15 protein-coding genes are annotated in these 14,486 nt (G+C 45.4%); 11 read left to right on the top strand and 4 right to left on the bottom strand.

Going from position 1 to position 14,486, the window contains the following annotated elements; translation table 11 throughout:
- Positions 1–17: 17 nt before the first annotated feature.
- Positions 18–2,369, bottom strand: a complete 2,352-nt coding sequence (locus tag AC5YB3_RS20010) for a DNA internalization-related competence protein ComEC/Rec2 (protein WP_494526021.1) — start codon at positions 2,367–2,369, stop codon at positions 18–20.
- 32 nt (positions 2,370–2,401) lie between these two features.
- Here AC5YB3_RS20010 and AC5YB3_RS20005 point away from each other — a divergent pair, with 32 nt between their 5' ends.
- The 6 genes from AC5YB3_RS20005 to AC5YB3_RS19980 all read left to right on the top strand — a co-directional run bounded on the left by AC5YB3_RS20005 (position 2,402) and on the right by AC5YB3_RS19980 (position 6,508).
- The gene (locus tag AC5YB3_RS20005; RefSeq protein ID WP_006087434.1) at positions 2,402–2,911 is read left to right on the top strand and encodes a DUF2062 domain-containing protein; all 510 of its coding nucleotides are present in this window, start codon (positions 2,402–2,404) and stop codon (positions 2,909–2,911) included.
- Between the two features lie 344 nt (positions 2,912–3,255).
- Positions 3,256–4,428, top strand: coding sequence for an NnrS family protein (locus tag AC5YB3_RS20000; RefSeq protein ID WP_494526020.1), 1,173 nt, complete (start codon positions 3,256–3,258; stop codon positions 4,426–4,428).
- A 138-nt stretch (positions 4,429–4,566) separates the two neighbouring features.
- Positions 4,567–4,971, top strand: a complete 405-nt coding sequence (locus tag AC5YB3_RS19995; RefSeq protein WP_006081194.1) for a phosphate-starvation-inducible protein PsiE — start codon at positions 4,567–4,569, stop codon at positions 4,969–4,971.
- Between the two features lie 158 nt (positions 4,972–5,129).
- Entirely contained in the window at positions 5,130–5,432 is a 303-nt protein-coding gene (locus AC5YB3_RS19990; protein WP_006087432.1) for a PilZ domain-containing protein, read from the top strand.
- A 76-nt stretch (positions 5,433–5,508) separates the two neighbouring features.
- Positions 5,509–6,177, top strand: a complete 669-nt coding sequence (locus tag AC5YB3_RS19985; protein ID WP_006087431.1) for an AAA family ATPase — start codon at positions 5,509–5,511, stop codon at positions 6,175–6,177.
- Positions 6,164–6,508 carry a ribbon-helix-helix domain-containing protein gene (locus AC5YB3_RS19980; RefSeq protein WP_107404800.1) on the top strand — a complete coding sequence of 115 codons (345 nt, stop codon included), beginning with the start codon at positions 6,164–6,166 and terminating at the stop codon, positions 6,506–6,508. The genes AC5YB3_RS19985 and AC5YB3_RS19980 overlap by 14 nt, the downstream gene beginning before the upstream one ends.
- A 304-nt stretch (positions 6,509–6,812) precedes the next feature.
- Here AC5YB3_RS19980 and AC5YB3_RS19975 read toward each other — a convergent pair whose 3' ends face one another.
- Positions 6,813–7,040 carry a YecH family metal-binding protein gene (locus AC5YB3_RS19975; RefSeq protein ID WP_494526019.1) on the bottom strand — a complete coding sequence of 76 codons (228 nt, stop codon included), beginning with the start codon at positions 7,038–7,040 and terminating at the stop codon, positions 6,813–6,815.
- A gap of 128 nt (positions 7,041–7,168) precedes the next feature.
- Between AC5YB3_RS19975 and AC5YB3_RS19970 the strand changes: the two genes are divergently transcribed.
- The 5 genes from AC5YB3_RS19970 to AC5YB3_RS19950 all read left to right on the top strand — a co-directional run bounded on the left by AC5YB3_RS19970 (position 7,169) and on the right by AC5YB3_RS19950 (position 12,520).
- Entirely contained in the window at positions 7,169–8,866 is a 1,698-nt protein-coding gene (locus AC5YB3_RS19970) for a LytS/YhcK type 5TM receptor domain-containing protein (protein ID WP_494526018.1), read from the top strand.
- Positions 8,863–9,573: a two-component system response regulator BtsR gene (btsR, locus tag AC5YB3_RS19965; protein ID WP_006081188.1), complete on the top strand. Its 711-nt coding sequence runs from the start codon at positions 8,863–8,865 to the stop codon at positions 9,571–9,573. The genes AC5YB3_RS19970 and btsR overlap by 4 nt, the downstream gene beginning before the upstream one ends.
- Positions 9,574–9,770: 197 nt before the next feature.
- Positions 9,771–11,243 (top strand): carbon starvation CstA family protein, encoded by a 1,473-nt coding sequence (locus tag AC5YB3_RS19960; RefSeq protein WP_494526017.1) that lies wholly within the window; start codon positions 9,771–9,773, stop codon positions 11,241–11,243.
- Between the two features lie 182 nt (positions 11,244–11,425).
- Positions 11,426–11,809, top strand: coding sequence for a VF530 family protein (locus AC5YB3_RS19955; protein WP_006087426.1), 384 nt, complete (start codon positions 11,426–11,428; stop codon positions 11,807–11,809).
- A 252-nt stretch (positions 11,810–12,061) separates the two neighbouring features.
- On the top strand, positions 12,062–12,520 hold the full coding sequence (locus AC5YB3_RS19950) for a FlxA-like family protein (protein ID WP_006087425.1): 459 nt from the start codon (positions 12,062–12,064) through the stop codon (positions 12,518–12,520).
- Between the two features lie 95 nt (positions 12,521–12,615).
- On the opposite strand, the gene AC5YB3_RS19945 is transcribed toward AC5YB3_RS19950, so the two are convergent.
- Positions 12,616–13,593, bottom strand: coding sequence for a hypothetical protein (locus AC5YB3_RS19945; RefSeq protein WP_347672558.1), 978 nt, complete (start codon positions 13,591–13,593; stop codon positions 12,616–12,618).
- A gap of 57 nt (positions 13,594–13,650) precedes the next feature.
- On the bottom strand, positions 13,651–14,265 hold the full coding sequence (gene ribA / locus AC5YB3_RS19940; RefSeq protein WP_006087423.1) for a GTP cyclohydrolase II: 615 nt from the start codon (positions 14,263–14,265) through the stop codon (positions 13,651–13,653).
- Positions 14,266–14,486: the final 221 nt, after the last annotated feature.

Here is a 14,486-nt window from a genome sequence, read left to right as displayed (position 1 = left end):
ATGGCAAAGTAGGCATTCTACTCTGGATTAATCAAGTCACCAAATCTAAACAGAGAGTTGTACCAAAATGGCGCTAAATCACCACGATAGGTCTTTACCTCTAACTCAGACTGCTGAAAAATCACACTAATCTGCCCTTCTGTCCCTGTGGTCAGGCTCCTAATCTCTCGCCGCCGATAACGTTCAACCACTGTGGTTTTTGGAAAACCATAGCGATTAACAAAACCCGCCGGAAACAGCACTAACTTAGGGGCAACGGCATCGATAAAGTCCTCAGTCGACGAGGTTTTACTGCCATGGTGCGGCGCTACCAGCACGTCGCTTTGTAACTCGTTTAGGTCACTTAGATCACCGCTCACACTTAACTCACTACGTAATAGTGCCGCTTCGGTTTGTTTTTCAATGTCCCCGGTGAGCAGCAGACTCTGCAGGCCATCATCAATGCGCACCACACAAGAGCCATTATTGCCCGCCAGCACTTGAGGCGGCGAGAGTAAGTTAAGGCGCAATCCTTGCCATTGAATCTGCCTTGGGCGGCAATCTTGGCCGCTAAAGCCAGCCACATCTGTGATCACCAAAGCCTTGGGATAAGCCTCAATCAAGACAGGCGCACCGCCAGCATGATCGTTATCGCTATGGCTGATAACAATATAATCAATCTCTTGGATGCCTTTGGCTTTTAAAAAGGGCAATATCACCCGCTCCGCATAACTGAAATCATCACCAAAGGCGGCGCCCGTGTCATAGATAAACCCCTTGCCATTCTTTTCAATCACCACGGCTAAACCTTGGCCCACATCAAGTAAATGCATGGCCCATCGATGGGTTTGAACGGGAGACCATAGCGTCATACAAAAAAGTAACGCAGGCATAAACAGCAAACTCAAGAGGCTTAACCAAGCAATATAGTTTTTATGCTTAGGCACATAGCGCCATAAAACACCACCAACGAACGCGTAGAATCCTAAGGCTAATAAGCTGTCAGAGAGTGCTAACCAATGGGCAGGTAATTGCTGACTGATGTCGAGCAACTGAGCATAGGGCGATAAACTCCAATCACAGAGGCGCAGTACTCCAAGCGAAGAGAGTCCGAACTGAGATAATCCCAAAGCCGTCCCAAGCCACCAGCAGACAAATCCCGCCATGGCTAAGGGGATCACTACAAAGCTAAACCAAGGCACGGCCAAGATGTTCATCCACAGACTGTGTACGCTCACGCCGCCAAAGAGTGCCGCTTGCAGTAATCCAAGCCCGAGACTTAAGCGCCATTGGATAGCCCAAAACTGCATCATCCCTGTACGTAAACGCGCCCTTCGAGTGGACGCAGGGGTAAATGCCCTTGGTTGGATTTCTAAGGTGTATAAGATGATGCCTAAGGCACAAAACGACAGCCAAAATCCCGCACTTAAACAAGCGAGTGGATCAAGCAGTAATACAATGAACAGGGCGAATAATAAGCGCTCCCACGCCGTAGAAAAGCGCTTTAATAAACTCAACAGCATTAACAGCAGAATCATCACTAATGCACGCTGCGTCGAAATGCCAAAGCCCGCAAGATAAGCATAAAATGCGGCGCCTATGCCCGCTGCGACTAAGGCAAGGGTGATATTACGCCGACTCTGATGTGGCACTAAGCGACTTAAGCCAAGCAAAAGGCATGTGTAAATCCATGCTGCTATGACCGAAAGATGCAAGCCAGATATCGCCACTAAGTGACCCGTACCTGTCTGTCGTAATGCTTGCCAACGCACTTTCGAGATCAACTGCTTATCACCCAAAAGTAAGGCGAGTAGAATATCACCTTGCGGCAAAGAGGCTAATTCAGGCGTCAATGCGCTTATCAGCTCGTTACGCAGTGAAGGTGAAACCGCAAGTAAATGTGCCTCTATCACTCGCCCTTTACCGACAACATGTTGGCTGATTAATTGTTTCTGCTCGTTGTAACCACCTTGATTTAACACGCTAGCAATACTCTTAGGCATCAAGGTAAACTGCCAAACCTGACCGACATCGACTTCTGGCGGATCTTTCCACGTGAGTCGCAATTTTGCATTTGGCCCTAAGATTAAATTTGGTTTAATGACCGATATATCCAAACTTAGCCAGTCGCTGTTTCGACTAACTAGTGATATGATTTCGCCCCTAACCTGTATAGGTTGTTGTAACACTGGAAGATCCTGCCTAGATAATCCTAAGCAAAAACCAGTTAGCCATGCCATTGCAAAGAGTCCACCTGCGCAGACAGGGATTTTTCGGTATAAAATTAACGCCCCAACAGCAAGGTAGGGTATATAACTGACTGGCGGCAGCGAAGGCCACAACATCGCTGATAACAAGATGGCACTAAAGCCAAACATGAATCGATTCATAGTGAATTAAGTTAAGACAGCAATTTCAGCCTATGCCAAAAAAATTAATCAAAAGATTTATGCCTAAGCCTGAAACCTTGCGTGAGCATAAACACTTACGCATGTTCGGACGCTTATTACATAATCCCAATTTGTGGGCGCTAAATCGCAAATCCGCCCCTGGCGCATTCGCCGTGGGATTATTTGTCGCCTGGATCCCTATGCCATTTCAGATGGTAGTGGCTGCGGCTTTTGCCATTCTGTTTAACGTTAATATTCCCGTTTCTGTCGCATTAGTCTGGATAACCAATCCCTTAACTATGCCAGTGATGTTTTATGGCGCGTATTTACTCGGCGCTAAGATACTCGGCCATGCGCCGCAAGATTTTGCCTTCGAAGCCAGTTGGCAATGGATTGAAGCTTCACTTGCCACCATAGGTCCGGCGTTTTTACTGGGATGCCTCGTTCTCGGGGTGATTTTTTCCGCAGTGGGCTATTTGCTGATTAACAATCTGTGGAAATATTCCATTATGTTTAAGTGGCAAAAACGTAAAAATAAATAACCTCGCCTTTCCCACCGCTTATGCTGATGCAGTTTTAGCCGAAGGCTAATTAATCTAAGCAACAGTATAAGCGGATCAATATCTTAGCTTATCCTTCATGGCCTAATGTGCATTGCAATCTATTGGCTTCCCTTGCTTTACATCCTGTCGTTTCAATGTCCGCCACCTCACTCCTTTCACGCTTGAGTTTGTCGCTTTTCATGTAAAATTACACCATCTGTGCAGACTAAGTTTGCGTCTTAAACAGATGCAGCACGAGGAATACTCATATCGAGATATATACATTCATTTTAATTGCAGCTTAAAATATCTGACAGATTTAGTCAGATACTCAAGAGCCAGTTATGTTGAACATTGATGAGCCCGCACATTTACAACCACGAATCGCCTTATTCAGATTAGGCTTTCGGCCTTTTTTCCTGTTTGCGAGTTTATTCAGCGTATTGGCATTAGGGATCTGGGGAGGATTCCTTTCAGGGATCAATCTGTTGCCGCAATCCGTTAATCCACTTTGGTGGCACGGTCACGAAATGATTTTCGGATTTGTCTGCGCCGTGGTCGCGGGCTTTTTACTAACGGCAGTGCAAAACTGGACTGGCCAAGCTGGAATTAAAGGAACTTGGTTGTTAGGGTTGTTCAGTGTGTGGTTATTGCCACGGCTATTATTACTCATGCCGCTAGCGATTCCCTTTACGCTCATCATGTTTATCGACTTAGTATTTTTGCCGCTAACGGCGTTAATACTTGCCCAAGCCGTGATACGCGTTCGTCAATGGCGCAACTTTGTGTTTATCCCCATTCTCACCTTGCTCACCCTAATGAATGCGCTGAGTTACTACGGCGTACTAACAAATCAATTTGAATGGATAAACATAGGCTTATATGGCACGGTTGTGTTAATCAGCATCATAGTCGCACTGTTAGGCGGCCGAGTGATCCCTTTTTTCACCGAGCGCGCAACCCAATGGCAGCGTAAAAAACCGCTTCCAATGCTCGAATGGTTGAGCTTTATCAGTCTTTTTGGATTAGTCATTAGCTTGATCCTACAAGAGCAAATATTGCTCCGCACTATGGCTGGGATTGCGAGTCTGATTTTATTGCTGCGCTGGCATCGCTGGGGTTGGCATGCCAGCTTGAGCAACCCTTTACTCTGGTCACTGCATCTCAGTTATGTGTGTATTCCACTCGGTTTAGCGCTGATAGCCTTTGGACTCCCCTTATCCGTTGGCATGCACGCGATAACGGTTGGCGGTTTAGCTGGAATGATTTTAGCTATGATGGCGCGGGTTTCATTAGGCCATACTGGCCGCACTCTGCAACCGCCAAGCATAATGAAGTATGCCTTTGGGTTAATCCTGCTCGCGGCAGTGTTTCGAGTATTGGCAGGAGTTATCCCGCTATGGTCAGCATCATTATTACTCGCCGCCATTACATCTTGGGTCATCGCCTTCGGCTGTTTCTGCATCAGCTATGGGCCTATGTTGTGCCAAGCCAGAATTGATGGTCGACCCGGTTAGAACATACTGACACTGAGCTTTGCGCTGAATTTAGGATTAAACATATCTGTGAATTAAGTCACACAGCGGCGGCTAGCTTTTCCCTATAAGCTGATTTTTACTGTTACTATTTATAAAAACATCAAGTAGGGAATGCCCATGCCATTTTATCACCAATATGGTTCTAAGAGCCTTAAAGCCGTAGAACACTTAGTCCTGTTTGTTATCGCTATTGCCACTATCGTCGCGATAGGCCAAGAAATTGTGCATATTGTTTCTGTCCGTATGGTCGCATTAGCCGATTTACTCCTGTTATTTATTTTCTTAGAAGTCTTAGCCATGGTGGCGAACTACTACGAATCCGGTAAGTTACCCGTGCGTATGCCGCTTTATATCGCGATTGTGGCCTTAGCTCGGTATCTCATTTTAGATATGAAGAGTATGGAAGATTGGCGTATTGCCGCGATATCACTGTCAACGTTAATTTTAGCGGCAACTGTGATCGTCATTCGTTGGGGTCAGTTAAAAATGCCCTATCCTAAAAACCAAGAATACGACAATTAATCAAGCACCTGAGTTGGTGCTATTGAAGGCTTATTCAATAGCACCTGCTGTCCTCGTTTTAAAACTATTATCAAAGACCTAGCTTTCACATTGGTATTCTGCCAAAAAGCAATTATGCTAGTTTTACTGAGATCAATAATTTACGGGGCAATTGAGTTATGGGTGACCATACTACTGGTTTTGAAGAAAAACGCACATCACTGCGAGTGGACATGGAAGCGGAGCGTGTCGCCTTACATTGGGTCGACGCGCAAGGCATAAAGCAATCCGATGAAGGCGTGTGTATTGACTTAGCAAGACGCGGTATTTTATTCGATTATAAACGTCCCTTTGCACTGGGCGAACTTATCGAAGTGACCTTTAATCCCGATACCACACAACAAAATACCGTCAAAGGACAAGTCTGCCGCTGCGCTAAATGCCACGACCAAAGCTACCACATAGCCATGCAACTGCTTTAATTTAACTTAAATTTCGCAGGTTTAATGGGTCTGTTCTACACTCAATGAATTGAACGATTCATGAAGGGGCGTCACTATGATCTTGCTGGTAGGTGGTGAAAAAGGTGGTAGCGGAAAAAGTTGTCTCGCTCAAAATCTTGCCGTTTATATTAAGCAAAAATTTCAAGCAAACGTCCTCATGGTCGATTGTGATCCCCAGCGCACCACTTCAGATTGGATCCAAGCAAGAAATAATGATCCCAGTCTGCCCAGCATTAACTGCATTCAGCTTTATGGCAAAATTCGAAATGACTTACTCAGCCTCAATGAGCGTTTTGATTACGTGATTGTAGACTGTGGTGGCCAGGATAACTTAGCCATGCGCGCAGCCATGTCGGTAGCAACTTATGTTGTGATCCCTCTCAGGCCCAAAAGACGCGATCTTAAGACATTACCCCATATGGAAGACATGCTCAGCACTTGTAAGATGGTGAATCCTAAAATGATCGCCACCATAGTGCTAACCCAATGCCCTGCGCTTCCCACACAATTTAAACGTATTTTAGAAGCCAAAGATGTAGTGCAGTCCTTTGGTTTAAGGGTGTTGAATTCTGTGACCTTTTGTCGAAACATTTATGATGACAGTGAAGAAAAAGGTTCCTCTGTGGTCGAAATCGAACCCGATGGCAAAGCAGCCGATGAGATCCGCGCCATAACGGATGAGTTATTCGCCATGCCACCAGAAAATAGCTATGAGCTTAACTGATCTTAAACGTAAGAAACCCAAGCAAATCATCAAGCCGGTTTCTGTCGATGATTTCATTGAAGATGCCAATAACTATGCCTTAGGTAAGGCGAGTTTATTAGCCGCGGCTCAGACTCAAGCGATAGTTAAGGGCTTAGATAAAAAGTCGACTAAGATTTATCGCCACGCGACCTTTACCCTGACAGAGAAGAGTATTGCTCAGCTTGATGCCCTATCGAAATCCACCAGCATTGCAAAATCTCGCTTACTGCGTATTTTAATTCATGAGTTTAGCCAACTCACACCCGCGCAGCAGGACCAAATTGCCAATAAACGCCACGACGAAACCTAAGTTTCAGGGATTCAAGGAATCAGAGCTTCTAGAATCCTGAGCTCCAAGCTGCCTTAAGCTCAAACTCAAGATAGCTAAACCTCAAGAAATTTGGGAAACTTAGGCTTCAATCTCATAATGGTACTTCTCGCTTAAGCTTCTAAGGTGATAAACCCAATCAGAAAAATCAGCCTCGCTAGGTGTCATTCTATGGTCAAGCGATTGCCACACTCTGACTGCAATCTCGTATTACTACTGTGTTCTCGTATGACAGTTACGCCATCGCCAAAATATGTATGGCCACAATAGGCTAGTGCTCACACTTTCACCCAGCGGCCAGTTCAATGCCTTGGGGCGTTTCGTGAAACTTACCTTTACCTATGAGTAACTGAATCAATGCTTCAGCACTAAGATCGGCGGCACTACAAGTATGGTATCGAGCCGCAAAGCCAAACTTTTGTCCCATAAGGCATAATAATTCAGGCTTTATAATAGCGGCCCCTTGCGCTACCATCAGCGCCATAACATCATGACCGTGAACAGAATTGGACATATGTCCTCCTAAAGATGCAATATTATTGTTCTTTATATCCTAACGGTTGAATTTGAACCCTGATCTCGCGCACAGACTTTCTAATTGATACCACTGCGCTGACATCTGTGACGATAATGTGAGCCATTATGTCTTTAATCCTATTATTGACCCAACAGATGTCGCTGTACTTAGTGATCGTTTACTTAGTCAGTAAAACGCCGCTGTTTAAACTGTTTGCCGAAACCTCCCCGCGTCTGCCACATAAGATTTTTATGTATCTGATTTTTTCGAGTTTCTGCATCATGGCCACCTATTTTGGTGAGCAAACATCAGGCGCGATTGCCAACACCCGTGCTATGGGCGCAGTGTTAGGTGGATTACTTGGCGGGCCCGTTACCGGTTTTCTGGTAGGACTAACAGGTGGCCTTCACCGCTACAGTATGGGCGGCTTTACGGAAATAGCCTGCGCCATTTCCACCACCTTAGAAGGCTTATCCGCAGGGATGATAAGCTTCTACTTAAGACGTGCGGGTAAAAGTGAGCTTATCTACAATCCAATACTCGTTTGCCTAGTGACTTTTTATGCCGAAATGATGCAAATGAGCATCATCTTACTGGTCGCCCGCCCCTTCGATGATGCGTGGGAATTAGTGCGCCAAATCGCGCCGCCCATGTTGTTAGTCAATTCAGTGGGAGCGGCACTCTTTATGAGCATGATCCGCGACCAAAAAACCATGTTCGATAAACTCTCCTCCAGTTTTTCAACTAAAGCATTAAAGATAGCCGAACGCAGTGTCGGACTCCTATCCAAAGGATTTAACGAAGAAAGCAGTAGCCGTGTCGCCAAAATCGTCATAGAAGAAACCAATGTGGGCGCAGTAGCTATCACTGACAGGGAAAAACTGTTGGCTTTTATTGGCATAGGCGCCGATCATCATCTGCCTGGTACGCCAATTTCTTCCAAGATCACCTTAGAGGCAATCAATCAAAATAAAGTCATGTTTGCCGATGGCGTTGAAATACCCTATTCATGTTCTATTTCAAGCAACTGCCGCTTAGGGTCGAGTCTGGTGATCCCACTGCGCAGTGATACCGAAGTCATTGGCACCATTAAACTCTACGAGCCGAAAAATAAGCTTTTTTTGAATATTAACCGCACCTTAGGTGAAGGTATTGCGCGTCTGTTATCAAACCAGATTCTTTATGGCCGGTTTGAACAACAGCAAAATCTGCTGACTCAAGCCGAATTAAAATTACTGCAAGCGCAGGTTAATCCACACTTTCTGTTCAATGCACTCAATACCATTAGCGCGATTATCAAGCGCGATCCCGATATGTCTAAGCAGTTGCTGCAGCAGTTATCTCAATTTTTACGGATCAATTTAAAGCGAACGACAGGCTTAGTGACGCTTGGGGATGAGCTAGATCACATCGCATCCTATCTCACCATTGAAAAAGCGCGTTTTATTGATAAATTACAAGTCAGTATCGCGATACCTGAATCACTCTACCACTGCAAAGTACCGGCCTTTACCCTGCAGCCGATTATTGAGAATGCCGTAAAGCACGGCACTTCGCACATGATAGAGCAAGGGCAGATCAAAGTGACGGGCAAGCTCGAAAATGATGTGCTGGAATTAGAAGTCACAGACAATGCCGGATTATATCAGCCCGTTGAGGGCTCTGAAGGCCTAGGGATGAACTTAGTGCATAAACGCATTCAAAATATTTTTGGCGAGCAATATGGTGTCACTGTGGAATGCGAAGCCGATGAATTGACTCGTGTCACCATAAGATTACCCATAGAAAGACCTGAGATATCCAATATGGACACCCGCACGTGATCACTTGTTTAATTGTTGATGATGAACTGTTTGCTCGTGAAGAATTAGCCGATCTTTTGGGGCAAGAACACGACATTGAAATTGTTGGTCAATGCGCTAATGCCATCGAGGCGTTGCAAAGCATAGCCAAAGAAAAACCTCAGTTAATTTTTCTCGATATCCAAATGCCGCGCATTTCGGGCATGGAACTTATCGCTATGCTCGACCCTGATAACATGCCGAAAATTGTGTTTGTTACCGCTTACGACGAGTTTGCCGTCAAGGCCTTCGATAACCATGCCTTCGATTATTTGCTTAAACCGATAGATGCCGAGAGACTTAGTAAAACCCTCACTCGGGTGCGTAAAAATCTGACGCCTCAAATTATGGATCCCATTACCCCAAAGCGTCTGGAACATATTCCCTGTTACAGCGGCAATAAACTCAAGGTGATTGCAATCCAAGATGTGGAATATGTGTTCAGTGATTTAAGCGGCATTCATGTGGCCAGTACGAAAGGCAAAGTCCATACCCAATTGACCTTAAAAGTGTTTGAAGAAAAAACCCCACTGGTGCGCTGCCATCGGCAGTATTTGATTTCACCTAAGGCGATTGCCGAAATTGAGCTGTTAGACACGGGCGCCGAAGTCACCACCCATTCGGGGGATAAAGTGCCCGTATCACGGCGCTACCTAAAGAGCCTTAAGCAGCTGTTCGGCTTCCAATAACTCAAGGAAAAGCCATCTTAACGGCATGTTTTTAACCATAAGATGGCTAACAACACCCGCCGTTAACATACGATTGCAACCACTCAAGCCCACCTATTACCGCTCACCCTGCATTTTCGACCACTCATTGAGATTGCGAAGTTTTATATCAAAAACTTGTTTACACTCGCCAGAACTCAAATGGGGAGATAACAAAAATGATGTGGTTCCTACTCTGTGTCGGTCTGCTGATCGGCGGCTACTTTATCTATGGCGCCTTTGTCGAGAAAGTCTTCGGCATTAACGCTAATCGTCAAACACCCGCTTTCGCTCAAACTGATGGCGTCGACTTTGTGCCTATGTCTAAGGGTAAAGTCTATTTAATTCAATTATTAAACATCGCAGGCGTAGGCCCAATCTTTGGTCCTATCTTAGGTGCTCTCTATGGTCCTGCGGCCATGTTGTGGATTGTGGTTGGCTGTATCTTTGCGGGTGCCGTGCATGACTACTTCTCTGGCATGTTGTCAGTGCGCAACGGCGGCCAATCTGTGCCAAACCTTGCGGGTAAATATTTAGGAAAGAGTGCCAAACACTTCATGAACGTGTTTGCTATCGTGCTGTTATTGCTGGTTGGTGTGGTCTTTATCTCTGCGCCTGCAGGTTTACTGGGCAAGCTTACCGGTTGGGACGTCAGTATTTTCGTCGGCATTATCTTCGTCTACTACCTGATCGCAACTGTGGTGCCAGTCGATAAAATTATCGGTCGTCTGTACCCCTTCTTTGGCGCTTTACTGTTCTTCATGTCGTTCGGTCTGGCTTTCGCGATTATCCTATCAAGCGAGCACACCTTACTGCCGAACGTGCAAGCGGGCGATTTCTTCCAAAACTTAAATCCAAATGACATGCCACTTTGGCCTGCGCTATTCATCACCATCGCCTGTGGCGCGGTATCGGGTTTCCATGCAACTCAATCACCATTAATGGCACGCTGCGTTGAAAACGAAACCAATGGTCGCTTCGTCTTCTTTGGCGCTATGATTGGCGAAGGCATTATTGCACTGCTTTGGTGTGCGATTGCATTGTCATACTTCGGCGGTGTTGAAGGCTTAAGTGCGGGCATGTCAGGCAACCCTGCCAACGTGGTCTATGAGGCTTCTACTGGTCTGTTAGGCGCTGTCGGTGGCTTTATGGCTATCCTAGGTGTAATTATTCTGCCGATTACTTCAGGTGATACGGCTTTCCGCTCTGCGCGTTTGATTCTGGCTGAATTTTTCAACATGCCACAAATCTCACTGCCAAAACGCTTAGTGTTAGCTCTCCCACTGTTTGTTATCGGCGGTATGTTGACTCAAGTGGATTTTGGTGTCATTTGGCGCTACTTCGGTGTGGCAAACCAAACCACCGCGGTATTAATGCTGTGGACGGCTTCGGCTTACTTGTTACGCCATAACAAACTGCATTGGATTGCGACTATTCCAGCGATGTTTATGACCACAGTGGTCATCACCTTCCTGCTGAACTCGTCAACCTTAGGTGCAGGCTTACCGATGACGGTATCAACCATAGCGGGCGTGGTCACCACCTTAGTGATTACAGCGCTGTTGATTGTTAAAACCAAAGGTAAAGGTAAAGGTAAAGGTGAGATTGATTTACCGGTAGAAACTGAGCTTAAAGAAACAGTCAAAGACTAGTAAAACAGTCCGAATGACCAAGCTAAAACAGGCGCTTTATTGCGCCTGTTTTGATCATACTGCTCCATCAATAATAGCTATCGCAGGTTTACGCTAGCAAGGTATTCAGGCTTGACTCGATACCATTGCACACTGTATCAGGCATACAAAACTGCTATACTCCCGCCATAGCACACTGCAACATGCATAATATGAATCAATCGAATAACCCGCTCCACGGCATTAAACTGGAAACGATCATCACTTACTTAGTCGAGAAATACGGCTGGGAAGAATTAGGTGAGAGAATTAATATCCGCTGTTTTACCCACGATCCCAGCATCAAATCCAGTTTACGTTTTTTAAGAAAAACAGAGTGGGCGCGAGATAAAGTCGAATATCTTTATTTAAGAGCCAACAAATTACCGTTACCGCCACCTAAAGCCGAAGCGAGTCAAACCGCTAAAAAGCCTGCGGCAAAAGTCGCGACTAAAAAGCCCACTCAAACCGCTCCTGAAAAGCCGGCTAAAAGTGATAAACCCAGCTCAGATGGCACAGTAAACAGTCATATTTGGGGCAATAATTAATCTTCGCCTCTGCAGCCATAAAACGTAAACAGCCCTAAAATAAGGGCTGTATTGTCGTGATGAATCTATTACTAATCGATTTTCACGGATCTATTTGCGGCGAATAGCGCTCACTTATCGAATTTTGAACCAATAGCTTGCACACTTTTTAGCTGAACAACCCAAAATTGACTTCAGTTTTCAAATCTATGGCCGATACCGACTGTTATAGTGACTTGAGTATCAACGCAGTTTGCATCAATGGAGTGTTAAATGAACATTAATGGAATAAACAGTAGCGCAACTGGCTCTGCTTTCACCGCCATATCAAGCGCATATATCGCAGCGACACCAGCCGCAACACAAACAGCGAATAGTGAGTCCGCTGACTCACAAGATAGCCAAGACACTGTCTCCATTTCTAATGCGGGCCGCGCAGCTTTATCCGCAGATGTGGGCGCAACCTTAAGAGACAAAGCCTCAGCCAAAAAGAATGAAGTCGACAATGCCTCATCAGAAGAACCCATGACGTTAATTGATCAGCAGATCCAAAAAATAAAAGAGCAAATCAAGGCACTCCAAGAAATGTTGGCCAAGCTTGAAAATGATGACTCAGAGACCGCAGATCAGCAACGTAAGATGATCCAAGAACAAATAATGCAGCTGAGTAGTCAGATAGCAACCTTGACTGAGAAGAAGATGCGCGAAGCCCAAAAAAAGGAATCGGCTTAAATTAAGCGGTGATGATACTGCGCTAAGCTAACCCATGTTCACAACATCGACATGTTCAAGTGGTTTATATATTCAAGCCGTCTAGTTGACCCTACTTAGATAGGAAAACTGAACATCAAACGCCAAATGTTCAATCCATCACCACGGCGATAGCTGAATCCAATACGATCAACACCCAGCAATTCGCCCCCAAGGGGCTTAGAAAACGCGAGGGAAAAACCAGCCTCATAACTGCCTGAAACTATGGTATCTTGCTCTATCTCGCTGATAAATCTGAGCTCATTGAAATACCAATAACCCACAGCAAAGATCCTTGGTTGCACCTGCAGATCCCACCATTGCCACCGCGGCGCTAATCCTAAATCCACGCCAGTTTGTAACACCGCAAATTGATCGGCAAACTTGCCATAGTGCTCACTGTACCCAGCGAAACGTAATCTCGACACCCACACCGCATCTTGCCCAGCTAGGGTAAAATCATACAAGCTACTGATCCCAGAGGCGATAATGGCAACGTTATCGTTTTTATCGAAGTTAGTACCAAAACCGATATCTAAATACCCTTCCATTCGAGTGTTTTCGCTCGCCTGCCAGTGGTGCTCAAAACCTGGGGTAATGGTCATAGTGCCTATCGACGACGGTAACTCGCCTTCGGTGATATCTTTGGCTAAATAATCAAAAAAGCCAAAGGAGATAGGTAAACGTAACCAAGTCTGGCTTCCGCTATCTTTCTTTAAATCAAAACTTAACGGAATACTGACCACGGTCGCATTTTGGTTAGCGGCGCGATACACACCAGTGCCGAGATAACTGCCAAAGGCATAAACAGAATTGGGATTACTGCTCAACTCTATCGGATTGCTGCCATTGGCATTACTGCTAGGCACGTGACTGATAGAAACAGGATCAACAGACACGCCAGCATCATTTGCTTGAGACGCAGATGTAAGTGTCGCAGGTGTAAACGTATTGGCGGGGGATGCACTATTGGCGAAAACGGCAGGAACAATGCTCAGAAATACTAAGCAAGTTAACGACAAACATAATGGCAACCGACTGAAAAAATGGCTCAATTGACTTAAACCTTACTCATTTCTGACTCAATCGGTCGACCTATCATAAATACAAAGCTACTTATTTTCATCCATAAAATGATATTCAGACATCATGTGTCCAAGCTCAGTGGATTTGGTTTTTAAGTAGGCTTCGTTGTAACGATTCTTACCAACTTGCAGCGGTACGCGCTCAACCACTTCGATGCCAAACTCCTTCATTGCTTTCACTTTACGAGGGTTATTGGTCATCAAACGCACATGCTTCACGCCTATCTGTTCCAGCATAGGTTTGATCATGTCGTATTTACGCATATCGGCTTCGAAGCCCAGTTGCTCGTTGGCTTCAACTGTGTTGGCACCTTTATCTTGCAGCTCGTAGGCGCGGATTTTATTCAACAAACCAATGCCACGGCCTTCTTGGCGCAAATAGAGGATAAAGCCACTGCCCGTTTCCGCAATATTTTGCATCGCCGCTTGTAACTGAAAACCACAGTCACAACGCAAGCTAAATAACGCATCGCCAGTTAAACACTCGGAATGAATTCGACCCAACACAGGTTCATCCGCACTGAGCGTACCGAATGTGAGCGCAACATGCTCTTTGCCTGATTCTGTATCTTCAAAACCATGCATGGCAAACACGCCCCAAGGAGTGGGTAACTTTGACGTTGCGACATATTTTATCGACATACTTAACCTTAACGACAACTCTCATTCCATGAGACGAATAAGATCCCTAGAAACAAACGAGGATTAGGCACTTAGCCAACTAAGCGCACTATTCTAAAGTGTTTTTGAACAATCAAGAAATACTTTAGTGTTTTAATCAACTAAACCAAACATGAATGTCATTTTCGATGGGCAGCACGAAGGAATGGATTAAAACGAAGCTGTGCATAAAGTACTAGGCG

This window comes from Shewanella sp. 1311 (genome assembly GCF_059338235.1).
Note: the sequence above shows the minus strand (reverse complement) of the source record. Positions and strands in the feature narration are given on the sequence as shown.